At 41.7% G+C, this 24,367-nt stretch carries 21 protein-coding genes and 1 pseudogene; 12 read left to right on the top strand and 10 right to left on the bottom strand.

Features of this window, described 5'->3' with window-relative positions; all coding sequences use genetic code 11:
- Positions 1 to 305 precede the first annotated feature (305 nt).
- The 12 genes and pseudogenes from C2M25_RS12790 (at position 306) to C2M25_RS12730 (ending at position 13,777) form a co-directional block, all read left to right on the top strand.
- Positions 306 to 569: a DUF4212 domain-containing protein gene (locus C2M25_RS12790; RefSeq protein WP_054551160.1), complete on the top strand. Its 264-nt coding sequence runs from the start codon at positions 306 to 308 to the stop codon at positions 567 to 569.
- A gap of 10 nt (positions 570 to 579) precedes the next feature.
- The gene (locus C2M25_RS12785) at positions 580 to 2,304 is read left to right on the top strand and encodes a sodium:solute symporter family protein (protein WP_063703256.1); all 1,725 of its coding nucleotides are present in this window, start codon (positions 580 to 582) and stop codon (positions 2,302 to 2,304) included.
- A gap of 119 nt (positions 2,305 to 2,423) precedes the next feature.
- Entirely contained in the window at positions 2,424 to 4,262 is a 1,839-nt protein-coding gene (locus C2M25_RS12780) for a DUF294 nucleotidyltransferase-like domain-containing protein (RefSeq protein WP_105181360.1), read from the top strand.
- Positions 4,263 to 4,270: 8 nt separating this feature from the next.
- Positions 4,271 to 4,893: pseudogene (locus C2M25_RS12775) on the top strand (3'-5' exonuclease).
- Positions 4,890 to 5,351: a methyltransferase family protein gene (locus C2M25_RS12770; protein ID WP_105181260.1), complete on the top strand. Its 462-nt coding sequence runs from the start codon at positions 4,890 to 4,892 to the stop codon at positions 5,349 to 5,351. Before C2M25_RS12775 ends, C2M25_RS12770 begins: the two are co-directional and overlap by 4 nt.
- A 295-nt stretch (positions 5,352 to 5,646) precedes the next feature.
- Complete coding sequence (gene epd, locus C2M25_RS12765; RefSeq protein ID WP_105181259.1) at positions 5,647 to 6,663, top strand: erythrose-4-phosphate dehydrogenase; 1,017 nt, start codon at positions 5,647 to 5,649, stop codon at positions 6,661 to 6,663.
- Between the two features lie 42 nt (positions 6,664 to 6,705).
- Positions 6,706 to 7,881, top strand: coding sequence for a phosphoglycerate kinase (locus C2M25_RS12760; RefSeq protein ID WP_105174837.1), 1,176 nt, complete (start codon positions 6,706 to 6,708; stop codon positions 7,879 to 7,881).
- Positions 7,882 to 8,077: 196 nt separating this feature from the next.
- A complete protein-coding gene (gene fba / locus C2M25_RS12755; RefSeq protein ID WP_063703260.1) occupies positions 8,078 to 9,142 on the top strand; it encodes a class II fructose-bisphosphate aldolase in 1,065 nt (354 codons plus the stop codon).
- Between the two features lie 400 nt (positions 9,143 to 9,542).
- Complete coding sequence (locus C2M25_RS12745; protein WP_105181258.1) at positions 9,543 to 10,493, top strand: porin; 951 nt, start codon at positions 9,543 to 9,545, stop codon at positions 10,491 to 10,493.
- Positions 10,494 to 10,639: 146 nt separating this feature from the next.
- Positions 10,640 to 11,329, top strand: a complete 690-nt coding sequence (gene phoB, locus C2M25_RS12740; RefSeq protein WP_036970740.1) for a phosphate regulon transcriptional regulator PhoB — start codon at positions 10,640 to 10,642, stop codon at positions 11,327 to 11,329.
- Between the two features lie 56 nt (positions 11,330 to 11,385).
- Entirely contained in the window at positions 11,386 to 12,717 is a 1,332-nt protein-coding gene (phoR, locus tag C2M25_RS12735) for a phosphate regulon sensor histidine kinase PhoR (RefSeq protein WP_063703263.1), read from the top strand.
- A 91-nt stretch (positions 12,718 to 12,808) separates the two neighbouring features.
- Positions 12,809 to 13,777 (top strand): PstS family phosphate ABC transporter substrate-binding protein, encoded by a 969-nt coding sequence (locus tag C2M25_RS12730; protein ID WP_063703264.1) that lies wholly within the window; start codon positions 12,809 to 12,811, stop codon positions 13,775 to 13,777.
- A 52-nt stretch (positions 13,778 to 13,829) separates the two neighbouring features.
- Here the strand turns inward: C2M25_RS12730 and mdoH are convergent, their stop codons facing one another.
- The 10 genes from mdoH to sfsA form a co-directional block, all read right to left on the bottom strand.
- On the bottom strand, positions 13,830 to 15,812 hold the full coding sequence (gene mdoH / locus C2M25_RS12725; protein ID WP_105181257.1) for a glucans biosynthesis glucosyltransferase MdoH: 1,983 nt from the start codon (positions 15,810 to 15,812) through the stop codon (positions 13,830 to 13,832).
- Complete coding sequence (locus C2M25_RS12720) at positions 15,784 to 17,499, bottom strand: glucan biosynthesis protein (protein WP_105181256.1); 1,716 nt, start codon at positions 17,497 to 17,499, stop codon at positions 15,784 to 15,786. Before C2M25_RS12720 ends, mdoH begins: the two co-directional genes overlap by 29 nt.
- A gap of 346 nt (positions 17,500 to 17,845) precedes the next feature.
- A complete protein-coding gene (locus C2M25_RS12715) occupies positions 17,846 to 18,046 on the bottom strand; it encodes a hypothetical protein (RefSeq protein WP_370625252.1) in 201 nt (66 codons plus the stop codon).
- A gap of 96 nt (positions 18,047 to 18,142) precedes the next feature.
- Positions 18,143 to 18,994, bottom strand: coding sequence for a pantoate--beta-alanine ligase (gene panC, locus C2M25_RS12710; protein WP_063703268.1), 852 nt, complete (start codon positions 18,992 to 18,994; stop codon positions 18,143 to 18,145).
- Positions 18,995 to 19,789: a 3-methyl-2-oxobutanoate hydroxymethyltransferase gene (gene panB, locus C2M25_RS12705; RefSeq protein WP_063703269.1), complete on the bottom strand. Its 795-nt coding sequence runs from the start codon at positions 19,787 to 19,789 to the stop codon at positions 18,995 to 18,997.
- A 29-nt stretch (positions 19,790 to 19,818) separates the two neighbouring features.
- Positions 19,819 to 20,307 carry a 2-amino-4-hydroxy-6-hydroxymethyldihydropteridine diphosphokinase gene (folK, locus tag C2M25_RS12700; protein ID WP_063703270.1) on the bottom strand — a complete coding sequence of 163 codons (489 nt, stop codon included), beginning with the start codon at positions 20,305 to 20,307 and terminating at the stop codon, positions 19,819 to 19,821.
- A gap of 2 nt (positions 20,308 to 20,309) precedes the next feature.
- Positions 20,310 to 21,596 (bottom strand): polynucleotide adenylyltransferase PcnB, encoded by a 1,287-nt coding sequence (gene pcnB, locus C2M25_RS12695; protein ID WP_229677565.1) that lies wholly within the window; start codon positions 21,594 to 21,596, stop codon positions 20,310 to 20,312.
- Between the two features lie 292 nt (positions 21,597 to 21,888).
- Positions 21,889 to 22,833, bottom strand: coding sequence for a tRNA glutamyl-Q(34) synthetase GluQRS (gene gluQRS / locus C2M25_RS12690; RefSeq protein ID WP_063703273.1), 945 nt, complete (start codon positions 22,831 to 22,833; stop codon positions 21,889 to 21,891).
- A gap of 17 nt (positions 22,834 to 22,850) precedes the next feature.
- The gene (gene dksA / locus C2M25_RS12685) at positions 22,851 to 23,294 is read right to left on the bottom strand and encodes an RNA polymerase-binding protein DksA (RefSeq protein WP_063703275.1); all 444 of its coding nucleotides are present in this window, start codon (positions 23,292 to 23,294) and stop codon (positions 22,851 to 22,853) included.
- Positions 23,295 to 23,546: 252 nt separating this feature from the next.
- Entirely contained in the window at positions 23,547 to 24,266 is a 720-nt protein-coding gene (sfsA, locus tag C2M25_RS12680; RefSeq protein WP_105181255.1) for a DNA/RNA nuclease SfsA, read from the bottom strand.
- Positions 24,267 to 24,367 lie beyond the last annotated feature (101 nt).

Genomic DNA, 24,367 nt, shown 5'->3' with positions numbered 1-24,367 from the left:
ATTAATAAATAGCAAGTTATTGATATTTAAAAGATAGTGGTGTTTTGTTCGCTGTTATTAGACTAATGTCGCAGATCATTCGTTTTTACTATTTTCGCTATTTCGCAAATTTATCTTTATAGGTTAAGCTGTTGTTAATTATTGTTTTTTACCATTCATTAACAAATGGTGTTTTGCAGTTTACGTAAACGTAAACTGGCTGTTACGACTATGGTCTCAATTCCATAAATCAGAACCCTTGCTAACTTAGTTAATGACAACTAATACCACTCATTACTTTTTTGTAATGCATAAGGGGATAAAAAATGGCTTTTAAAGATGAAGAACAAGCAAAAGCTTATTGGGCGGAAAACCTCGCACTGCTATTTAAATTATTAGCAATTTGGTTTGTCGTGTCATTTGGCTTCGGCATTTTACTAGTAGACGTACTTAACGAGATACGTTTCTTTGGGTTTAAACTCGGCTTCTGGTTCTCCCAGCAAGGCGCTATTTACACCTTTGTTGCTTTGATTTTTGTTTACGTTTTCAAAATGAATACGTTAGATAAAAAATATGGCGTAGACGAATAGGAGCTAAGCAATGGATGTTCAAACACTCACGTTTATTATCGTCGGTTTAAGCTTCGCGCTTTATATCGGCATCGCAATCTGGGCTCGTGCTGGGTCAACTAATGAATTCTATGTTGCAGGGGGCGGTGTACCGCCGCTAGCAAATGGTATGGCAACCGCTGCTGACTGGATGAGTGCGGCATCGTTTATCTCAATGGCGGGTATTATCTCGTTTGCGGGTTATGACGGTGGTGTATATCTAATGGGTTGGACAGGTGGTTATGTACTACTTGCACTTTGTTTAGCTCCTTACCTACGTAAGTTTGGTAAGTTCACGGTGCCAGATTTCATTGGTGACCGTTATTACTCACAAGCTGCACGTGTTGTTGCAATTTTATGTGCCATCTTTATCTGTTTCACATACATCGCAGGTCAAATGCGTGGTGTAGGCGTGGTTTTCTCTCGCTTCTTAGAAGTAGATATTGAGACCGGTGTTTACATTGGTATGGTGATTGTATTCTTCTACGCGGTATTAGGCGGTATGAAGGGGATTACATATACGCAAGTAGCTCAGTACTGTGTACTCGTATTTGCTTACCTTGTTCCAGCAATCTTCATTTCAATGATGATGACAGGTCACTTCTTCCCACAAACAGGTTTTGGTGCAACCCTTAGCGATGGCTCAGGACAGTTTGTACTCGATAAACTAGATGGACTCAGTACCGAGCTTGGCTTTGCGCAATACACCGAAGGCTCGAAGAGCATGATTGATGTATTCGCAATCACAGGCGCGCTAATGGTTGGTACTGCAGGTTTACCACACGTAATCGTTCGTTTCTTCACTGTTCCTCGTGTTAAAGACACGCGTATCTCAGCTGCATGGACACTTGTTTTCATTGCAATCGTTTATACAACAGCACCTGCTGTAGCGTCATTCGCTCGTGTAAACATGATTGATACAATTAACGGTAAAGACGGTAGTGGTACAGAGTACGCTGAAGCACCAGCATGGGTTAAAAACTGGGAAAGAACAGGCCTAATCACCTTTAACGATAAAAATGGTGACGGCAAAATGTTCTACTCAGCAGGTAAGATTGATGATCCAAACAGCGCAAACGAAGTTAAAGTTGACCGCGACATCATGGTACTTGCTAACCCTGAGATTGCAGACTTACCAGCATGGGTTGTTGCATTGGTTGCAGCAGGTGGTATCGCAGCAGCGCTATCAACTACAGCAGGCTTACTATTGGTAATCTCAACCTCGGTATCGCACGATTTATTAAAACGTACATTAAAACCAGATATTAGCGATAAACAAGAGCTACTTGCTGCGCGCTTAGCAGCGATGATAGCGATTGTGATTTCAGCTTACTTTGGTATTAACCCGCCAGGGTTCGTGGCCTCGGTTGTTGCCTTTGCCTTCGGCTTAGCAGCGGCGAGCTTCTTCCCAGCCATCATTATGGGTATCTTCTCTAAGAAGATGAATAAAGAAGGTGCGATTGCGGGTATGGTGACAGGTATTACATTTACAGCGGCTTATATTATCTACTTCAAGTTCGTAAGCCCTGAATTAAATGCACCGGCACACTGGTTATTTGGTATTTCACCTGAGGGTATCGGTCTAGTTGGTATGATTGTTAACTTTGTAGTTGCAGGTATCGTACTGAAACTAACAGCTGAAACACCAGTTGAAATCCAAGAAATGGTTGAAGGTATCCGTAACCCTAAAGGTTCGAGCGCAGCACACGCGCACTAATAAAACCATTTAATGAGAACACACTCTTGAAGTTCAAAAGCCCGACTTAAGTCGGGCTTTTTATTTATTTAAAACAGGGGTAGTGTAGATATTGTCTCTATTTTATAGCGAGAATGACCATGAATACCGAGCAACAGGAAGTCGCCCAATTTGTGATGCAACAAACGCCATTTAATCAGCTCGAAGGTGCTGCTAGTGAGTATTTTGTAAACCATCTCGATATTATTTATCTGACCCGTGAGAATCAAAATCAGTGGTTAAGTTCAGATAATCTAAGATTATTTTTAATTCGCTCTGGCGATTATGATTTGGTCGACCCAAAAGGCGATGTGATCACTAAGTTATCAAGTGGCGATTACTTTGGTTTTCCTTCACTGTTAACCGGCGAAGCAATTCAAAATAGCATTTCAGTGCAAAAGGAAGGCATTGTGTACATGCTAAACCAAGCGGCATTTGATTACTTACGCCGTGAGTATAAAGTGTTTGAGCAGTACTTTGTTCGCGCCCATAAAAACCGTTTATTGTCGTCTCATTATAAAAGTCAAAACGACAGTTGGTCGGAGAAAAAAATTTGCGAATTGATGAATCGCAAAGCCGTCACCTTGGCACCAGATGCAAGTATTCGTCAAACCGCTAAAAAAATGAAACAGCATGGTGTTTCGTCGATTATGTTAACGGAACATGATCGCCTCGTTGGGGTTGTCACCGACAGAGACTTACGCAACCGCGTATTGGCCGATGAGGTTGACCCTCAAGAGTCAGTAAGTAGCATCATGACGTGTAAGCCCAAGTTTATTTTTGAAAATAACCGCGTGTTTTCGGCGCTACACTTAATGCTTAAGCACAATATTCACCATTTACCTGTTCTTGATGAACATCACAAACCCCTAGGTATGCTCACCAGTACTGATTTGCTGCGTCAGCAAAAAAGCGACCCAGTACAATTGATTGGACGAATTTACAAAGCGCACAGCGTGGTTGATTTAAAGCGTTATTCGCAAGAGATACCTGGCTTGTTAAAAGGCTTTTCGAACAATATTGATGACATCTCCTTGATTGGTAAATTATTAAGTGGCTTAACCGATGCACTGACTTCGCGTTTGATCCGTTTGTTTCAAGAAGATAATGGTGCGGCACCAACCAGCTTTAGCTTTATTTGTTTTGGTTCACAAGCACGAGAAGAACAAACGCTGCATTCAGACCAAGATAATGGCCTGTTGCTACCTGATGATCTAACAGACGAACAACACGATTACTTTAAGCGCATGGGCGAGTATGTCTGTGAGCATTTAATTGAGTGCGGTATAAAGCGTTGCCCAGGCAATATTATGGCGAGCAATGCACAGTGCCGTATGGGCATTAATGCTTGGACAGAAAAGTTTCATAAGTGGATCACTTCACCGACACCAGAGGCGATGCTCAATTGTAAGATATTTTTTGATTTACGGTTTATTGAAGGTTCCACTACTTTATATGCGCGCTTTTGTGAGCAGCTAAAACGCATTTCTAAAAATGACTTGTTCTATGCGGCTATGGCGAGCGACATTAAAAATACCCCAGTGCCCATTGGTTTGTTCAATCAGTTCAAATTAGAAAAAGACGAAAAGCAGCATAAATACCTCGACTTAAAAAAACGTGGTGTGGTGATCATTAACGACATAGTGCGTTTATATTCCCTCAAAGCGGGTATTCAGCGTGCTAATACGCAAGAGCGTATTGACGCGTTAATGAAGTTTTCGCTACTCAATAAAGATGACCTATATAACTTAAAAGACTGTTGGCGATTTTTAACTCAACTGCGTTTGGGCACGCAAATTAACGAAGAGGGATTGCCTAGCAACTGTATTAACCCAAATGCGTTGAATTCATTGGAGCGACATCAATTAAAAGAAGCATTTTATTTGGTTAAGCAGGCGCAACAAGCCGCCGCATTTAAGTTTGCTCGCGGTAGTTTATAGGAGAGGGTATGGTTAAACGCTGGTTAAGTCGGTATTTAGCGCGCAAGCAACTCTTGGCAGCCGATGCCTATAAAGAGCGCTACGTAGTGATAGACATGGAATTAACGGGCCTTGATCCTCGCCAGCACGAAATTGTCTCGGTGGCGTGGGTGATGATAGAAGATCAATGCATTAAACTCAGCGGTGCACAGCACTTAATAAATAAAGACGTGCAAAGCTTAGAGCAAAGTCCGATTTATCATGGTATTGCAAAACAAGACATAGATACAGGTGAAAGCCTCGAAACCATTCTTGGCAAGCTGCATCAGCATTTTGGTGAGTGCATTTTAGTGTTTCATAACGCGGCACTTGATTGGGGGTTTTTAAAACAGGCCTGCAGAACGCTTGGGTTAGATGCAAAGGCGCGTTTAATTCTTGATACCTTTGTTATTGAAAAAAAAGCCTGCACCAGCAAGGCCACGAAATCGGGCACGATGATTTAACACTTAGCGAATGCCGTAAGCGCTACAACTTACCGCATTATAGCTCGCACCATGCCCTCACTGATGCGATGGCAACGGCCGAGTTATTCTTAGCACAGTGTCATCAAATTAGTCGAGGTAAGGCATTGAAAGTAGGGGAGCTGGTGTGAATCAGTTAGAATTAAAAGTGCCCCCAGTTGTGCTGCTGTTGATCATTGCGTTGATGATGTGGGGCACAGCTGACTTGTTTATGAGTTTTAGCTTCTCGTTTTTTGCATCATCTTTTGTAGCAATACTCATAGCATTTTCAGGTGTGATGTTTGCTTTATTAGGGGTTTATCAATTTCGTAAGCAAGGCACGACTGTTGACCCTCGAATTCCAGAAAAGTCAGCGAGTCTTGTTACAAGTGGTGTTTATCAAATTAGCCGTAACCCAATGTATGTTGGTATGTTACTAATGCTAGTTGGTTGGGGAATTTATCTTGGTAATATTGCGAGTTTTATTATGTTGCCGGTATTTATTCTTTATATGAACCGATTTCAAATTATGCCAGAAGAAACGTTTATGGCAGAGAAGTTTGGGTTAGCATACCAGCAATACCAAAAATCTGTTCGTCGCTGGCTATAAAGGAATAAAGAGAGACAGAAGTTGCTATGGCAATTGCATTAACTTTGCTCTCATATAAAAAAGTGTAAGGTCGATTACCAAAACTGCGCCATCTAAAACATACTAAGCAACTTTTATTTCACATGACCTCTTATAAAAACTCTTCAGGTCGATTACCAAATTGAGCCATCTAGGGTTGTTAAAGTAGTTTTATTTACCTTGCCCTCTTATAAAAACTCTTCAGGTCGATTACAATACCGCCATCTAAAAGGCAGCTGCCTTTATCTGCAAGCAAATAGAGTGGATTTTCTTCTTCATGGCAATCAAACTTGCAATTAATGGTTTTGGTCGAATCGGGCGCAACATCGTCCGTGCTCTGTATGAATCAGGGCTTGAAGATCAAATCAAAATTGTCGCTATTAACGAATTAGCCGACCCTAAGGGCATTGCCCATCTCCTTAAATACGATACATCTCACGGCCGCTTTTCATTCCCTGTTAATCTTGGCGAAGATACTTTAACGGTTGCTAATGACTCTATTGCTTTGTTTGCAGAAGAAAACCCAGCAGAACTGCCTTGGCAAACACTTGATGTTGATGTGGTTCTTGAATGTACTGGGGTGTATCACTCACGTGAACATGCTGAGCTACACTTAAACGCTGGTGCGAAAAAAGTATTGTTTTCGCAGCCTGCAGATGCAGATGTTGATGCCACAATTGTGTATGGTATTAACGATGATGAATTAAAAGCTGAACATACGATTGTTTCAAATGGTTCATGTACCACAAACTGCATTGTACCAGTGATTAAAGTGTTAGATGACGCATTTTCGATTGAATCTGGAGCCATTACGACGATTCATGCCTCGATGCATGATCAGCAAGTCATCGATGCGTATCATCATGATTTACGTCGTACTCGCGCTGCAAGCCAGTCTATTATTCCAGTAGATACAAAGCTTGCTCGTGGTATTGAGCGTATTTTGCCTAAGTTTCATAGTCGCTTTGAAGCCATTGCTGTTAGGGTACCCACTATCAACGTGACGGCGATGGATTTAAGTGTAACAGTGAATACCGATGTGAATTTAGCGACTGTCAATCATGCACTTAAGTTAGCAGCAAAAGACCGTCTTGAAGGTATTTTAAGCTACACAGAAGAGCCATTGGTATCGGTAGATTTTAATCATGACCCACATTCTTGTATCATAGATGGCACTCAGACACGTGTTAGTCATAAACGACTGATAAAGTTGTTAGTGTGGTGCGATAATGAGTGGGGCTTTGCGAATCGTATGCTCGACACTGCGCGTGCGATGATGGCTGTAAGCCAATAATTTATAAATATAATATTAGTATCGTTAACTAAGGAGAAGTCCATGTCGGTCATTAAAATGGCAGATTTAGATTTAAACGGCAAACGCGTGTTAATTCGTGAAGATTTAAATGTGCCTGTAAAAGAAGGTAAAGTGACCTCTGATGCACGTATTCGTGCAGCATTACCAACTATTAAATTAGCGTTAGAAAAAGGCGCTAAAGTAATGGTGATGTCACACCTTGGCCGCCCTACGGAAGGGGAATATGATGAAGCGTTTTCACTTGCCCCTGTGGTTAATTATTTAAATGATGCCCTTGAGCAAACAGTTCGTCTTGAAAAAGACTACCTAGAAGGCGTAGACGTTGCTGATAACGAAGTGGTTGTTTTCGAAAACGTACGTTTTAACGCTGGCGAAAAGAAAAACGACGAAGCACTGTCTAAAAAACTTGCTGCCTTATGTGATGTTTACGTAATGGACGCATTTGGTACGGCTCACCGTGCACAAGCATCTACTCACGGTGTGGGTTTATTTGCTGATGTTGCATGTGCAGGCCCACTACTTGCGGCAGAGCTAGACGCATTAGGTAAAGCGCTTGATAACCCAGCTCGTCCTTTAGTTGCTATCGTTGGTGGCTCTAAAGTATCAACTAAGTTAACAGTACTTGATTCACTATCTAAAGTGGTTGACCAACTTGTAACAGGTGGTGGTATCGCGAATACCTTCATCGCAGCAGCAGGTTACCCGGTAGGTAAATCTTTATTTGAAGCTGATTTAATTGATGAAGCAAACAAATTAAGTGCTGCAGCAAAAGCTAATAACGGTGAAATTCCGGTACCGACTGATGTTGTTGTAGGTAATGAGTTCTCAGAATCTGCAGTGGCAACACTAAAAGATGTGAATGAAGTAACAGACGAAGACATGATCTTCGATATTGGTCCTGATACAGCAAACCAATTAGCAAAAATCATTGCTAATGCGGGTACCGTTGTATGGAATGGCCCAGTAGGTGTATTTGAATTTGACCAATTTGGTAACGGCACACGTGCTATTGCTGATGCGATTGCTAATTCAAGTGCATTCTCGATTGCTGGTGGCGGTGATACGCTTGCAGCGATTGATAAATACGGCATTGCCGATAAAGTTTCTTACATTTCAACAGGTGGTGGTGCTTTCCTTGAATTTTTAGAAGGGAAAAAATTACCAGCAGTTGCTATGCTTGAAGAACGCGCTAAGTAATTAGTGCGTATACCAGCGTAGTTATTAAGTAATTACGCTGGTTCAGCTGTTAATAAAATACCTCTCACCCTCGTTTTATTTACAGCTGTTACGGTAGGCGCGAGCTTTTCGTGATGCAGTGATGCATCAAAAAATAACTTATCCGTTCAAACTAGATAGTAGGAAACTACTGTCGATACAATTTGGAGAATACCAAATGGCTTTAATCAGTATGCGACAACTTCTTGATCATGCAGCTGAAAATGGTTACGGCGTACCTGCGTTTAACGTTAATAACCAAGAGCAAATGCGCGCAATTATGGAAGCGGCTGACAAAACAAACAGCCCGGTAATTGTACAAGGTTCAGCAGGCGCACGTGCCTATGCTGGTGCCCCTTTTATTCGTCATATGATTTTAGCAGCCGTTGAAGAATGGCCTCATATTCCAGTTGTAATGCACCAAGACCACGGTACTTCACCAGGTGTGTGTCAGCGCTCAATCCAGTTAGGCTTTTCATCAGTAATGATGGATGGCTCATTAATGTCTGATGGTAAAACACCTTCAAGCTACGAATACAATGTTGATGTAACACGTCAAACAGTTGAAATGGCACATGCTTGTGGTGTGTCTGTTGAAGGCGAGCTAGGTGTTTTAGGTTCACTTGAAACAGGTGAAGCAGGTGAAGAAGACGGCGTGGGTGCAGAAGGTAAATTGTCTACTGATCAAATGCTAACAGATCCTGAAGAAGCAGCTGATTTCGTTCGTAAAACTAAAGTGGATGCACTGGCTATTGCTTGTGGTACATCACATGGTGCCTATAAATTCACGCGTCCACCAACGGACGATATCTTAGCGATTGATCGCATTAAAGAAATCCACGCGCGTATCCCTAACACGCACTTAGTAATGCATGGTTCGTCTTCTGTGCCACAAGAGTGGTTAGAAGTGATCAATCAATACGGTGGTGAAATCCCTGAGACTTATGGTGTACCAGTAGAGCAGATCATCGAAGGTATTAAGTACGGTGTTCGTAAAGTAAATATCGATACCGATCTTCGTTTAGCATCAACAGGTGCAATTCGTCGTCACTTAGCTTTAAACCCAGCTAACTTCGATCCACGTAAATACCTAGCTGAAGCAACGAAAGCAATGACTGAGATCTGTGTTGCTCGTTACGAAGCCTTTGGTACTGCGGGTCAAGCAGCTAAGATCAAGCCTATCTCTTTAGATGATATGCACCTTAAATATTTATCAGGTGAACTTGATCCACAAATCAAGTAATTGATAAAAAATTGAAAAAGCCGGCTTACATGCCGGTTTTTTTATGATTCGATCAAGGCGGATCAGCGATTTACTTACTCATGTTCGTGAGGATCAGTGTTTTACTAACCTTCGCTTTCACGGATCATTATTTTACTAGTTACGCACTGATCATCGGCTTTTCTTTGCTCAGCTTTTAAACTAAATACTGATCCCCTTAACATTAAATCAACAAGTTACCTTATTCTCTAAGTAAAATACTGATCTCGGGCTGATCAACTTAGTAAAAACCTGATCCTGATCTGATTTGGTTAGTAGATCAGTGATCCGTGATTTTTGTGTGAAATATAGCCACCTTGCCTTGACCAAAAGCCCTTTATGTTCGATTTTTAAGTTACTGCTTAAATTAAGGATCGCTACCATGAACAAACCTGCCATGATGTTGTCGAGCTTTGCAATGTGCTTTATTTCTTTTCATAGTGTTGCCGAAGCCGTAGATGTGTATGGTCGGGCCCATTTAGGGATTGCCAATAGCGACACCGGGGAGGGCAGTAAAACGTCTGTTGAAAGCTACAACTCACGTATGGGTATTAAAGGTAGCGGTGAAATAAGTGATGGTTTAAAAGCCGTATATAAGTTTGAATTTGCAGTAAATGCGGCTGATCAAGATAGCGATGGTAAAACAGAAGAAAATATTACCGCGCGTAATCAATACGTTGGCTTACAAGGAAGCTATGGCCAGGTGGTGCTCGGCCGTCATGATACGGCATTAAAAGTATCGCAAGGTAAAATTGATTTAATGAACGACTTTAATGGTGACATTAAAGCCTTGTTTAACGGTGAAAATCGCCTCGGCGATGTGGTTCATTATAGCTCGCCTATTGTCGGCAATATGCAATTTGTGGTCACCTATATTGCTGAAGATAATTCTAAACAAGATGAAGAAACCGGTGTCTCTGCGGCCTTTATGTATGGCGATAGTAAATTTAAAAATGCGCCTTACTTTGTGAGTGTTGCCCACGACAGTAAAGTAGCCGGCTACGATACTACGCGATTTACGGCGCAAGGTAAATTAGGCGATTTGACGGTAGGCGGTATGTATCAACAAAGCGAAAAAGTCACAGGCTCTGACAAAGAAGATGGCTATTTAGTGAGTGCATCTTACAAAATAGATAAATATAAATTATTAGCGCAATATCAAGATACCGATGGTAGCTTTGGTAAGTTGAAAGATTCGGGCAGTGGTACCTCTGTTGGGGTTGAACGAAGCCTGTCAAAACAAGCACGTATGTATATGTGGTATACGCAATTTTCACTAGATAATAATACTGATGAAGATCACGTGGCAGTCACTTTAAGGTATGACTTTTAATCTAAAATTCACTATTAAAGCGTAAAAACTGGCTATTTTTGCATTGATTTTTTTGCGCTTTTTGAATTACTCGTTAGACTTTCATAAAAATGTCATACTTAGTCATAATAATGAAACCAGTTCGCTAACGAAAGAGATAAATTGGAATGTCACGTAAAGTACTAGTCGTCGATGACGAAGCGCCTATCAGAGAGATGCTGGTTTTTGTTCTAGAGCAAAATGGTTTTCAAGCAATTGAAGCAGAAGATTATGACTCTGCAATTGAAGCTATGGTAGAGCCATACCCAGATATGGTTCTATTAGATTGGATGTTACCTGGTGGTAGCGGTATTCAAATTGCTAAGAAATTTAAGCAAAGCGAATACACTCGTCAAATTCCTATCATCATGCTGACAGCTCGCGGTGAAGAAGAAGATAAAGTGCGCGGCCTTGAAGTAGGTGCTGATGACTACGTAACAAAACCATTTTCTCCTAAAGAATTAATGGCACGTATCAAAGCGGTAATTCGCCGTGTTTCGCCAACCTCATTAGAAGAAGCCATTGAAGTACATGGTTTACGCCTTGACCCTATTTCACACCGTGTAACCTCAGAAGGGAGTGAATTAGATATGGGTCCTACAGAATTTAGATTACTGCATTTCTTCATGACTCATCCAGAACGTGTTTACAGCCGTGAACAATTACTTGATCATGTATGGGGAACAAATGTATATGTAGAAGACCGTACAGTTGATGTACATATTCGTCGTCTGCGTAAAGCGATTGCACCATTAGGACATGACCGTTTAGTACAAACAGTTCGCGGTGCTGGCTATCGTTTTTCAAGTAAATTATAAGTGTCATTGGAATGACCTTAACAAGCTAATTTACATACTTAAGGTAAAGTGAGTGTATGTATCGAGTAGTGAATAAACAGGCGTTAGCAAAACGCCTGTTTATGTATTTCTTACCCTTGTTATTAGTTGGCGTACTTGTAGGTGCGCCTTTTTTGCTTTTATTTTTAGGCTCTTTTGCACTTCTAATTTGGCATTATCATCAATTATATCGCCTCAGCGATTGGCTCCTAAATCAACGTAGTTTTAATCCACCGGAAGGTGAGGGAGCGTGGGAACAAGTCTTCGAAGGGATCTATCATTTACAACATCGCAACCGTAAAAAACGCAATGAGCTGGCTGACTTAATTCGCCGTTTTCGTGATGGTGCCGAAGCTGTGCCTGATGCGGTGGTGGTGTTACAAAAAGATCTCAGCATCATTTGGTGTAACCAACTGGCGTTAAAGGTATTAGGCTTAAAATGGCCGACTGATCATGGACAGCGCTTAGATAATCTTATTCGCGATCCTAAGTTTGCTAAGTACATGCATAAAGCCTGTTTCGATGAACCGCTCGAGCTTGATGGTGGCCACAGCTACGATCAAACGTTAGAGTTTCGTGTGATGCCCTATGCAAGTTCGCAGTTGATGATGGTGGTACGTGATGTTACTCGCTTAAAGCAACTTGAGCAGATGCGCAAAGATTTTGTGGCGAATGTTTCTCATGAGCTGAGAACACCACTTACGGTGGTGACAGGCTACTTAGAAATGCTTGATTCAGATAGCTTACCACCTCCTGCAATGTGGCAAAAAGCGCAAACAACCATGCTTGAACAATGTAAGCGTATGGACAGTTTGGTTAATCAATTACTCTCGCTATCGCGTATTGAGGGAGCACGTCGTCAAGATAACGATAAGCCGGTTAATGTGCCGCAGCTACTTACCTATATTCAAACCGAAGCACAGTCATTAAACCAAGATAAAGGTCATGAGCTTATCTTTAATGTTGATGCAAGTTTAGATATTAAAGGGGCTGAAGACGAATTACGAAGTGCCTTTTCTAATCTTGTGTTTAACGCCATCCATTACACCAAGCCTGGTGGCAAGATTGTAGTTGATTGGCAGCTTAAAAATAACCAAGCCGCGTTTAGTGTGACTGATAATGGTGATGGTATTGCTGCTGAACATATTAACCGTTTAACCGAGCGTTTTTATCGCGTTGATAAAGCGCGTAGCCGCACAACAGGTGGGTCTGGATTAGGTTTAGCGATTACAAAACATGTACTTACAAGGCATGACAGTCGTTTAGATATCAGCAGTAAATTAGGACAAGGCTCGACCTTTGCGTTCGCATTTGGTAGCGAAAAAGTCGTGCGTATAACAGATAATATTAAAAAAACGGCAAAGTCATAAAAATGTCATTTAAGGGTAATCTAACTGTCATCTAGTGTCATTAGAGTAGACCGTAGTTAGGAAATGGGACGAACAAATCGGAGTAACCCCTATGAAATTCAAAAATCTCGTTGCCGCAATGGGTGTGGCTGTAACAACATTTGTATCAGCACAAGCAGCTGCAGTTGATAAAGATATGCCTGAGTACACTAAAACAAGTGGTATCTCTGGTAATTTCTCATCTGTTGGTTCTGACACTCTTGCTAACATGATGACGTTCTGGGCAGAAGAGTACAAACGCTTCTATCCAAACGTAAACATCCAAATCCAAGCAGCGGGTTCTTCAACTGCTCCTCCAGCATTAACTGAAGGTACAGCAAACTTCGGCCCAATGAGCCGTCGTATGAAGTCAAAAGAAATCGAAGCTTTCGAAAAACGTTACGGCTACAAGCCAACTGAAGTACGCGTTGCAATCGATGCTCTAGCTGTATTCGTACATAAAGACAACCCAATCAAAGGTTTACGTATTGACCAAGTTGATGCGATTTTCTCTTCTACACGTAAATGTGGTGCTGAAGCAGAAGTTAACCGTTGGAGTGAAGTAGGTCTTGAAGGCGATTGGGCTGCAAAAGATATCCAACTTTACGGTCGTAACTCAGTATCGGGTACTTACGGTTACTTCAAGAAGAAAGCACTTTGTAAAGGTGACTTCCGTAACAACGTAAACGAACAACCTGGTTCTGCATCTGTAGTACAGTCAATCTCTTCTTCAGTGAATGCGATTGGTTACTCAGGTATCGGTTATAAAACATCAGGTGTACGTACAGTACCACTTGCTAAGAAAGGCGATAACTTTGTTGATGCGACATTAGAAAACGTAGCAACAGGTAAATACCCACTATCTCGTTTCTTATACGTTTATGTGAACAAGCACCCTAACAAGCCTCTTGCACCAATTGATGCAGAGTTCTTAAAAATGGTTCTTTCTGTAGACGGTCAAAAAATTGTTGAGAAAGATGGTTATGTGCCACTTTCAGGAAAAATGGCAACAGCTGAACTTAAAAAGCTAGGCCTTCTGTAACAACCATACAGACATAGATGAAAAAACCGCTCATTGAGCGGTTTTTTTTCGTTTAGCTTTTGGCAAATAGTTTTGCCTTAATGCGTTGCTGGGCAAGGCGTACTTGCTTACGCTTTTTACCCGAAGGTGCCTTAAAGCTTTGAATTGGCATTACCGTAGGGTATTCATTAGGCAATGCTGGCACACTAAAGTCAGCGTGCTCATCTTTAGGCAAACCAATCTCTTGTTGATGTACACGAAGTGCCGCTAAGGTATCATCGTTTTCAACTTCACTTGGGCATAAAAATAAACCCATTTTACGCATTTTAACACCTAAGCCGATGCTGCTTGAGTAGCGTACAATTGGCGCTGCTAAAACAAGGCCCACTAAAATAGGTGATAACCACCAAAAGAAGGTCGGTGTGTAATAGTAAGCAACCGAGCCCCAAATAATCGCAGTAATAGTCGAAAATAGCGTATAACCAATCGCTTCTTTCCACGGCACCATTCTGCCTTCACGAGGCTGTGCATCCCAGCTAACTTTTTTACCTAAAAATACGCACACGACAAAATAGCTATGGAATACCATCATTAGCGGCGCAATTACAATGGCAAAAACCGTTTCGATGAGTGAACCTGCAATTAGCTTCATCGTGCCACCAAAGGCTTTATTACGGTGTACTAAAGTCACAATAACACCCATTAATTTAGGCAGTAACAGCAGCACGGCAGTAATGAATAACAACGAATCAATTAAATCCGTTTTGGCAATTTGCCAGGTTGGGAAAAGCTGATAAGCATGGTTAAAGTACACGTCGCTATTTAGTGCCCGAGTCACTGCATCTAAGGTACTTAATGCCAGCATCGATAACCAAATTAACGATGAGATATACGCCGTAGCACCGAATAAAAAGTGCATTTTACTCATTAGCTTAAGGCCTGATTTAGGCAATAAACCTAAATGCTGGATATTTCCTTGCACCCAACGTCTATCACGAATCGCGTAATCGAGAATGTTACTTGGCACTTCTTCATAGCTACCTTCAACATCGCTAAGCAGTAACACATCCCAACCACTTCGGTGTAGCAGTGAAGCTTCAACAAAGTCATGACTTAAAATTTCACCACCAAATGGGGCATTGCCTTTTAAAACCGGCAAGCCGCAGCATTTTGTGAATGCTTCAACGCGAATAATCGCATTGTGACCCCAGTAGTTTGCTTGGTTTGTTTGCCAAAAAGCAGAACCGGTTGCCAGCATTGGGCTATATAAAATCGATGCAAACTGTAAAAAGCGACCAAAAAACGTGTCTTGGCGAACCGGGATCGGGATCGTTTGGATCAAGCCTGATTTTGGATTGCTGATCATGCTAGAAGTCAGTTCAAGCATACATTGACCGGTCATAATGCTATCGGCATCAAGCACAATCATATGATCGTACTGGCTGCCCCAACGCTCACAAAAGTCGGTTAAGTTGCCAACTTTACGGTGTTTGTTGTCTTCGCGGCGACGATAAAAAGTATGCGCTGCTAAATCACCTAAACGCTTAGTAAGAGCATTCCATGCTTTAAGTTCATTACGAGCAATTTCAGGGTCTTGCGTATCACTTAGCAAGTAAAAGTCGTAATGTGGCATTTGCCCTGTTTTTGCCAGCGAGCGAAGGCTAACCTCAAAACCGGCAATTACACGCTCGGTATCCTCGTTATAGATAGGCATAACAATGGCTGTTTTAGTTTGGCTTAAGGCATGCTGATCAATCTCGATTGGTTTTTGACGTTTTAAGGTCAACGGGTCAATACGAAATAATTGCAGGATAAAGCCCATACAGCCACTACAAAAGGCTGTAACAATCCACGCGAAGGTGACTGTAAATAATGCTAGTAAAGCGTACTCAAGCGGTGTCATGCCGTTAGAATTTAAAATATCGAACATGATCCACACGCCATAGGCGGTAATGGTGAGCGCTAGGCTCGAAAAAAGCCAAGCGCGGGTTTTCTTAAAAGGCATTGCTGTTGCTTCTAATGCTTTACTATTGGACGTCGTTTGGATACCAGACATAGCTCCATACCTCGCTGATTTCTTTATCACGTAGTTTTAACGATAAGCGCATATCAACTGGCTTATCTCCCTCTGGCGCCACTTTAAAGGCTACGCGCCATCCTTGATTGTTTGGTAACTGCTGTACCGTTTTATCGCTTACTTGACCTGAAGACAGGGTTAAATCGGCCATCATGGCAAAATTAGCGGATAGTTGATTAATGGTTTCACCACTAAAATCTACGGTAAATTGACGATGACTTTTCGGTGGCGGATTCTTCTCACCCGGAAGTGCAGCACTACCAATTCGGGTTCTTAACACACTCGCTTTATCTTGAGTTGCAAGCGTGGCATTGAAAGTTGAAAGCTTGTAACTAAAGCTTAAGTTGTCACCGGCTTTCATTGGCTGCTCTGGCACCCAATAGCTAACAATATTGTCGTTGGTTTCTGTATCTGTTGGGATCTCAACTAACTCAACGCGTCCTTTACCCCAGTTACCCAGTGGCTCAATCCACATGCTTGGACGATTGTGATAATGGGCCTCAGTATCAAGGTAGTTATTAAAATCACGGTCTCGCTGTGCAAGACCAAAGCCTTTCGGGTTCTCGTAGCTAAATGAAGTGACACTTAGCTTCTTCGGGTTATTCAGTGCGCGCCAAACCCATTTACCTTGCTCTGATTGCATTAAAAGGCCGTCAGAGTCATGTACTTCAGGGCGGTAATCATCAAAAAACTTAGTACTATTTTCACCGTGATAGAACATACTTGTTAGCGGGGCAATGCCGAGCTTTTTGATGTCTTTGCGGGCAAAAATTTGCATTTGAGTTTTCACTTCAGTGTTAGTCGAAGGTGTTAATTCAAAACGATAGGCTCCCGACACTGATGGACTATCTAATAATGCATAGAGCACGATAGTGGTATCTTCGGGTGCCGGTTTTACTAACCAGAACTCCTTGAACACGGGGAATTCTTCACCTGAACTGAGTGCTGTATTAACCGCAAGCCCACGCGCTGACAGACCATATACTTGGTGCGGGCCAACTAAACGAAAATATGAAGCACCTTGAAACACAGCCACTTCATCTTTGTACTGGTTGTTGTTCAGTGGAAAGTGTAAACGAAAACCTGCATGGCCAAGTTGTGTATTAGCAATAGCGGTGCTGATCTCTTGCTCTAACGGGGCAGCGGTTGCATCGTAACGATAGTAATCTGTTTTAAAAGGTAAACTTTTTACTTCAGCATTTTGCTCAAGGGTATTAATCGCCACCGGTGAGCGATATAAAAAGCCAGGGTGGAATAACTGCACTTCATACAGGCTTTGATCTTTCCAAATTGCTTGCTCAGTACGAAAACGGATTGCACGGTAGTCCTGATAACCAATGCTAGTTAATGCTTCAAGCTCTAATTCTTTAGGCGCTACATACGGCTCAGAGGCTAATTTTTTCGCACGTGCAGTGATAACTTCAAATAGCTTTTCTTGCGGAATAGTGATCATTGCAGGCTTAAGCTCAGCAGCATTTTCCTTTACTTGCTGTTTTTCATTTTCGGTTGCTTGAACCTTGACGGCTGTTTGTTCTGTTTCAGTCGCTTTTGGCTGGTCTGGATCTTCAACTGCGTAACTATGACCTGCACTCATGGCTAATAATACGCCCAAGAAGGTCTTCTTTTTAACAGCGCTGAAGAGCTTAGTTCGGGTTTCTGGTCTCATTCAATTTTCCTTTAGCCGTAAATCACATTAATTCATTCATATCTCTTAGCAATTACTGAACCCAAAATAAAAACTAATAATCTCAATGGCTTTGAGTTGGTACAGCGAAATGCGAAGAGTAAAATTTTGAAATTAGTGAGAAACAATTACACGGTAGTCGTTGTTTATTCGTCACCAATATGGAGAAGTTTAATGAACGAAAGCTTGCCCTAATATGAATAGCTTAAAGGATAAACAAAAATATGAACAAAATTACCAGAGGCTTAATTTTGCAAGCGAAATTGTAATCGAGGAGGGGAGTGTAGGCACCGAACAGGTTTTCAGTGCCTTAGAAAGGCAAGTCGTGTTATTTAACTTCACCTAACTTTTCTGCATTGGCTTTACATTGGTTGTAAGCTTCAATGCATTTGTTGCTACAGACTTTATGAACTAAACCATCAGCGGTGCTTTGCTGTTCACAGCTCGCTTCACATTGATAGTTTTGCTGAGCACATTGCTGCATTTCTGGGTTTTCAATTTTGTTTGAGCAGGCAGACAGTAATGTCATTGCAAAAAATGTTGCTGCAATTGCTGGTAATTTTTTCATGCTTATCCCTAGTTTATGTCTTTTCTTTGCAATCCATCTTACCCAGATTGTTGCTATTTAATCCAGCTCAACTTGTAAATTGTCAATTAAACGTACTGAGCCTAAATAAGCAGCAGCTAAAATAACAAGTTGTTTGTCAGTTGTTGTTGCAGGCTTTAATGTTGAGCGCTCTGCAATTGCGTAGTAGTCAGGCTTAAGACCTGCATCTTCAAGCTGTGCTTTTGCATCAGCCTCAAGTGCTGCAATGTCTTTGTTGCCTTGCTTAAGTGCTGTTGCTGTATTATTGAGCGTGGCAAACAGTACTTTTGCGGTGTCTTTTTGCTCATCAGATAAATAGCCATTACGAGAACTCATTGCTAAACCTGAGATTTCGCGGCAAGTAGGTACGCCAACAATTTCAACTGGGATAGATAAATCGCGCGTCATTGTTTTAATAACTTGCAGCTGCTGAAAATCTTTTTCACCAAAACAAGCAAAGTCAGGTTGTACTAAATTAAATAGCTTAGTAACAACGGTTGCAACGCCTTTAAAGTGACCAGGACGCGAGCCTCCACAGTAACCCATAGAAACACCCGGTACATCGACAAAGCTTTGCTCGCCTAAACCATTTGGGTAAATTGTTTCAACCGAGGGAGTAAACACGATATCAGTACCAAGTTCAGCCAAACCTTGCTTATCTTCGTTTAGTGTACGCGGATAACTATCAAGGTCTTCATTGGCACCGAATTGCATCGGGTTTACAAAGATACTTACAACAACCTTATCAGCAAGCGTCTTGGCTTTTTCAACAAGTGAAAAGTGACCTTGGTGTAAATTGCCCATGGTAGGTACTAGCGCAATGCTCAAGCCAGCTTGACGCCAAGCTTTGATTTGACTGCGTAACGATTTAATTTCAGTGATTGATTGCATTTATTTAAACTCGTGTTCGGCACTTGGGAAAGCACCACTTTTTACATCTTCACAATACTTTTGCACTGCTGCTGGCATATTGCCGGTTTCTAATAAAAAGTTCTTTGAGAACTTAGGAATATAGCCTGCAGAAATACCAACTAGGTCGTGCATTACTAAGATTTGACCATCGGTTTGATTACCCGCACCAATACCAATGGTAGGAATATTCAATTCATCAGTAATACGTTTAGCAAGCTCACTTGGAATACATTCTAAAACAAGTAACTGTGCACCTGCCGCCTCAAGTGCTTTTGCATCACTGACCATTTTATCGGCTTGAGATTGCTCACGACCTTGAATTTTAAAACCGCCAAATACATGCACTGACTGAGGTGTTAAGCCTAGGTGACCACATACAGGAATACCTTGCTGTGTCATTGCCCGAATGCTGTCGTGCAGCCATTCGCCGCCTTCAAGCTTGATCATGTTTGCCCCAGCACGCATCAACTCTGCTGCATTTTTACAGGCATCAGTTGGATTGGCATAGGTCATGAAGGGTAAGTCAGCAATCACAAATAGCTCTCGGCTACCTGCACGTACGCAGCGTGTATGATAAGCAATCTCACTGTTGGTCACCGCTAATGTGTCATCACCACCTTGCAATACCATACCTAGTGAGTCACCGACTAAAATCACCTCGACGCCATTATCATGAAACAATTTAGCAAAGCTGGCGTCGTAAGCCGTTAATGCGGTGATTTTTTGTTGTTCTTGTTTCATTTTATTGAGAGTTGAAACGGTGATTTTAGACATAATTTCCTCTAAGGCTTAGCCTTGGTTGATTACTGCTGAGGGAGTTGTTGTAAATCGTTTAAAGGCAACGTTTTTGTTATATCAGCAAGTGATTGATTATTCGGTAGTACAAGCGTTGGTGCTATCTCAAATAATGGATAAACAACAAATTCTCGCTCTGTTAAGCCATAATGAGGCACAGTTAAGCGAGGGGTGTCTATCACGTCATTACCGAACAATAAAATATCTATATCAAGGGTACGAGGACCCCAGCGTTCTTCTTTTCTAACACGGCCATGTTCAAGTTCAATGGCTTGAGTTAAATCAAGCAATTGTTCAGGCTCAAGTGCAGTTTTAACACACGCGACCGCATTTACATAATCTGGTTGATCCTGCGGTCCCATGGGTTTGCTTGCGTAATCATGAGATACACAAACAAACTCAACATCTTTTAATGCTTTTATGGCAGCGACAGCGGCATGTATCTGTTTGCGTGGTGCATTTAAGTTAGCACCTAAACCTAAATAAACAGTCTGCATGCTTAGTCTACTTTTTTCTTACGAGGGCGACGACGGCGTTTTGGGCCACCTTGGTGCCCTAAATTTTTAACCATCTCTTTTTGGCCATTGATGTCTTGGCTCAAGTAAGCTGTCCACCAATCTGCAAGTTCTTTATGTTGCTCTTCACCGGCTTGTACACGCAGTAATAAAAAGTCATAGGCAGCTTTGAAGCGGGGCTGTTGAGTGAGCCTGTAAGCGCGCTGACCGCCTCGTTTATCAAGACGCTGCTGAATATGCCAAATATCGCGAGCACCCAAAGTGAAGCGTTTTGGAACCGCGACATGTTGTGCACTTTCACTAAGTACTTTATTCATTGCTTGAGCAAATGCATCGTACTCTGAAAGCTGATCGCGTTGTTGTAGCTTCTTAGCAATACTGAGTAATGGGAACCACAATAAGGCTGCAAAAATAAAGGCCGGCGTGACTTTTTTATCTGCATTGATACGCTTATCGGTGTTTTTAAACATTTGCAGAATAAACGCATGCTCAAGGCCATCAGGATTGGCATCTAAGATTTTATCAAGTGCAGGGAATAATGCTTTGAATAAGCCATATTGGCGTAGCATTAGGTAGTTTTCTTCAGCTTTACCGTTTAAGAACAATTTAAGTGATTCTTCGAATAAACGAGCTGGCGGAATATGGTCAAGTAAATTAGCAAGGCCTTTAATTGGTTTTTCGGTGCCAGGCGCAATGCTCATTCCCAGTTTGGTAGCAAAACGCACTGCACGTAACATACGCACAGGGTCTTCACGGTAACGTGTTTCTGGGTCGCCAATCAATTCAATTTGTTTTGCTTTTATTGCGCTAATACCATTGGCATAGTCATAAATACAAAAATCGTTTATTGAGTAATACAGTGCGTTAATTGAAAAGTCGCGGCGTTCGGCATCTTCTTCGATACTGCCGTAGACATTATCGCGCAGGAGTTGGCCGTGTTCACTTGATTGACTAATTTGATTTTTACTTTCGTCAGCTTCGTGATGACCACGCATGGTCGCTACTTCAATAATTTCTCGACCAAATACAATATGCGCTAAACGAAAACGACGACCAATTAGGCGACAGTTACGAAATAGCTTTTTGATTTGCTCAGGCGTTGCGTTTGTTACAACGTCGAAGTCTTTTGGCTGTTGGCCTAACAATATATCTCGAATACAACCACCAACTAGGTAGGCATCAAAACCACCTTCTTTTAGGCGGTACAATACTTTGATTGCATTTGGGCTAAATTGTTTGCGTGAAATACCGTGTTCACTGCGCTCGATCACCAAAGGTAACTCGCTCGTTGGTAAAGCATCACTCGATGTCGTGGCATTTGGGCCAATAATCTGCCGACAAAATTGAAAAAGCTTGGAAATAATAATCTGTCTCCTACGACGCGGACTTTGCGACTCATCAAGTATAGCGTTTGTTTGTTACTTCGCCGATGTGAGATTGACGTGTAATCAGTGTGTTTTACTTGGCGCTAAAATAAGCTGTTGATGATTCGCACACTTTGGGTCGCTATCATATACCAGCAGGGCAGAAAAATTAAGTTACTCGGCCTTTAAAATTGGCAATTTATTTTTCAATAGTAACAAAGTCACAAAAAGGAGAGTTTGGATTTTCGCTGACCTGTATTTCTTGCACCTTTGGGATGTGTTCAAGACGGTAAGTTTCCACTGCCCAAGCTAACATTTGTTCGATATTTAACGATAAAAGAGCGCTTTCTGGCTTTAGTCCTAAAAAGCGAAAAGCATCGAACAAAGCGGGCTTAGGATCTGATTTTGCTATTGCGGGGGCGTAATTTTGCTTTGATAACTTAAAACCCGGCTTAGCAACCGCTAAAGGTAGATGAGCGTAATCGGGCGCAGGTTTATTAAGCTGCTTAAATAAACTAAGTTGTCGTGCGGTTGGCTCTAGTAAATCAGCGCCGCGCACAACATGTGTTATACCTTGTGCAATATCGTCAACCACTACAACGAGTTGGTAGGCAAATAAACCATCGCTACGCTTTATTAAGTAATCTTCTTTGGCAAGTTGGCTATCAATACGCACCTCACCTTGAATTAAATCATGGTAGTGGCTGGTCGCAAATTGCTGGGTTAAACGCAGTGCTGAGTCAGAAAGCCCATGACTTTTATCTCGGCAATGGCCTTGGTAAATGCCCCCGATAGCTTTGATTTCTTTACGAGTGCAGTGACATGCATAAACTAGGTTTTGTGAGATTAGTTCATTAACAATAGCTTGATATTGCTCATGACGCTGGGTTTGGTAAATGACGGATTCGTCCCAATGTAGGCCGTAAGCTTCTAAGGTGTGTAATATATCGTCGCTAGCACCGCTGACAACACGCGTTGTGTCGATATCTTCAATGCGTACTAACCATTTTCCTTGATTGGCTTTAGCATCAAGGAAACTACCCACAGCCGCTATAAGTGAACCAAAATGTAATGGCCCAGAAGGTGATGGCGCAAAACGGCCACGATATTCACGCGTTGGCGTGTTAACGGCTGTGGTAGACATGGGCTAATTAAAGGATATTAACCGCGTCCAGATTGTTTTTCTTTAATTTCCGCAAGCGTTTTACAGTCTACACATAAATCAGCTGTAGGACGCGCTTCTAGGCGGCGGATACCAATTTCGATACCACAAGATTCACAATAACCAAAATCGTCTTCTTTGATTAATTGAATCGTTTTCTCAATTTTCTTGATCAGTTTACGCTCACGGTCACGAGTACGAAGTTCTAATGAGAATTCTTCTTCTTGTGCTGCACGGTCTACTGGATCTGGAAAGTTAGCTGCTTCGTCTTGCATATGCGATTTAGTACGGTCTACTTCGTTACGTAAATCGTTACGCCAAGCTTCTAAAATTGTTTTAAAATGAGCACGTTGTGCATCATTCATATACTCTTCACCTGGCTGTTCTTGATATGGTTCCAACCCGGCCTGAGCCAATAACCCTAGTTTTTTTTGGTCTGGCATAACTTTCTCCTAAATCCTTAATATTTTGCCCAGCGTTAGCCGGCGGCTATAAATAGCAGAATCATTAGATTGAGGCAAATTTATTTTTAATTAATCCTCTTGACCTCGGACTAATGATTGCTCAAATAATTATGGGCGGTGTTATAAGCCCTTAACTATCCGTAAATTTTTTAAATTTGCTAAGTTATATGGGCAAAAAAAAATAATACAACTTAAATCGTGCTTTTATTGTCGTTTTAGTAAAAGAGTAGCTTAGGCGATGAATGGGCACTTTTCCTGTATTTTTATCTCATCAGCAGATATTTTTGCTTTGTAAGCAATAACTTCAACGCCTTTTTCAATTGCATCAGTTAAAAGTTGTGCGTATTTAGGGTCAATATGAGTTGCCGCACTTACTTGGTTAATGCCTTCATGTAAAACTGCAAAAAAAAGCACCGCACGATGTCCTTGCTGCACCATTTCGACAAGCTCTCGAAGGTGCTTTTGGCCACGCTCAGTTTTTGCATCGGGAAAATACCCTTGCCCAGAATGCGGCTCTGTTTGCGACAGTAAGGTCACTGACTTAACTTCAACATAACAATGAGGCTTTTGATCATCTGTTAATAAAAAGTCGATGCGGCTGTTTTCTTGGCCGTATTTTACTTCTGCAGCAATGGTTTGGTAGTTAGCAAGTTCAGCAATCGTGCCAGCTTCGAGCGCTTCTTGCACAACATTATTTGCTATAGCCGTATTTACACATATCAATTGGTTAAATTGGTTCTGGGTTAATTGCAGTGAATGAGGATATTTGCGTTTGGCATTATCGCTAGTTGAATAAAAAGCGTTAAAGCCAGGCTCTGCACAGCCTGTCATTTTGCCGGTATTAGCGCAGTGAGCTGTAAACTCTTCGCCGTCAGCCGTTTTTAAGTCAGCTAAAAAGCGCTTGTAACGCTTAATTAAGGTGGCTGATTGTAATGCGGGAGTAAATTTCATAACTTTAAATAATTCGTTTTTCTTTATTGTATGTGATTCAAGACAAGGATAGAACCAAACAGCATAACGCTATTTATCGCAAGCTGTTGGGAACTGACGAA

The organism is Pseudoalteromonas sp. T1lg21, from assembly GCF_002964625.1.
GTDB lineage: Bacteria > Pseudomonadota > Gammaproteobacteria > Enterobacterales > Alteromonadaceae > Pseudoalteromonas > Pseudoalteromonas gelatinilytica.
This window is presented reverse-complemented; position numbering and strand designations above follow the sequence as displayed.

What these genes read in the sequence shown, in the direction of transcription:
- C2M25_RS12790 (WP_054551160.1), top strand. Translation starts at nt 306, where the DNA reads ATGGCTTTTAAAGATGAAGAACAAGCAAAAGCTTATTGGGCGGAAAAC.
- C2M25_RS12785 (WP_063703256.1), top strand. Translation starts at nt 580, where the DNA reads ATGGATGTTCAAACACTCACGTTTATTATCGTCGGTTTAAGCTTCGCG.
- C2M25_RS12780 (WP_105181360.1), top strand. Translation starts at nt 2,424, where the DNA reads ATGAATACCGAGCAACAGGAAGTCGCCCAATTTGTGATGCAACAAACG.
- epd (WP_105181259.1), top strand. Translation starts at nt 5,647, where the DNA reads ATGGCAATCAAACTTGCAATTAATGGTTTTGGTCGAATCGGGCGCAAC.
- C2M25_RS12760 (WP_105174837.1), top strand. Translation starts at nt 6,706, where the DNA reads ATGTCGGTCATTAAAATGGCAGATTTAGATTTAAACGGCAAACGCGTG.
- fba (WP_063703260.1), top strand. Translation starts at nt 8,078, where the DNA reads ATGGCTTTAATCAGTATGCGACAACTTCTTGATCATGCAGCTGAAAAT.
- C2M25_RS12745 (WP_105181258.1), top strand. Translation starts at nt 9,543, where the DNA reads ATGAACAAACCTGCCATGATGTTGTCGAGCTTTGCAATGTGCTTTATT.
- phoB (WP_036970740.1), top strand. Translation starts at nt 10,640, where the DNA reads ATGTCACGTAAAGTACTAGTCGTCGATGACGAAGCGCCTATCAGAGAG.
- phoR (WP_063703263.1), top strand. Translation starts at nt 11,386, where the DNA reads ATGTATCGAGTAGTGAATAAACAGGCGTTAGCAAAACGCCTGTTTATG.
- C2M25_RS12730 (WP_063703264.1), top strand. Translation starts at nt 12,809, where the DNA reads ATGAAATTCAAAAATCTCGTTGCCGCAATGGGTGTGGCTGTAACAACA.
- mdoH (WP_105181257.1), bottom strand. Translation starts at nt 15,812, where the DNA reads ATGTCTGGTATCCAAACGACGTCCAATAGTAAAGCATTAGAAGCAACA.
- C2M25_RS12720 (WP_105181256.1), bottom strand. Translation starts at nt 17,499, where the DNA reads ATGAGACCAGAAACCCGAACTAAGCTCTTCAGCGCTGTTAAAAAGAAG.
- C2M25_RS12715 (WP_370625252.1), bottom strand. Translation starts at nt 18,046, where the DNA reads ATGACATTACTGTCTGCCTGCTCAAACAAAATTGAAAACCCAGAAATG.
- panC (WP_063703268.1), bottom strand. Translation starts at nt 18,994, where the DNA reads ATGCAATCAATCACTGAAATTAAATCGTTACGCAGTCAAATCAAAGCT.
- panB (WP_063703269.1), bottom strand. Translation starts at nt 19,789, where the DNA reads ATGTCTAAAATCACCGTTTCAACTCTCAATAAAATGAAACAAGAACAA.
- folK (WP_063703270.1), bottom strand. Translation starts at nt 20,307, where the DNA reads ATGCAGACTGTTTATTTAGGTTTAGGTGCTAACTTAAATGCACCACGC.
- gluQRS (WP_063703273.1), bottom strand. Translation starts at nt 22,833, where the DNA reads ATGTCTACCACAGCCGTTAACACGCCAACGCGTGAATATCGTGGCCGT.
- dksA (WP_063703275.1), bottom strand. Translation starts at nt 23,294, where the DNA reads ATGCCAGACCAAAAAAAACTAGGGTTATTGGCTCAGGCCGGGTTGGAA.
- sfsA (WP_105181255.1), bottom strand. Translation starts at nt 24,266, where the DNA reads ATGAAATTTACTCCCGCATTACAATCAGCCACCTTAATTAAGCGTTAC.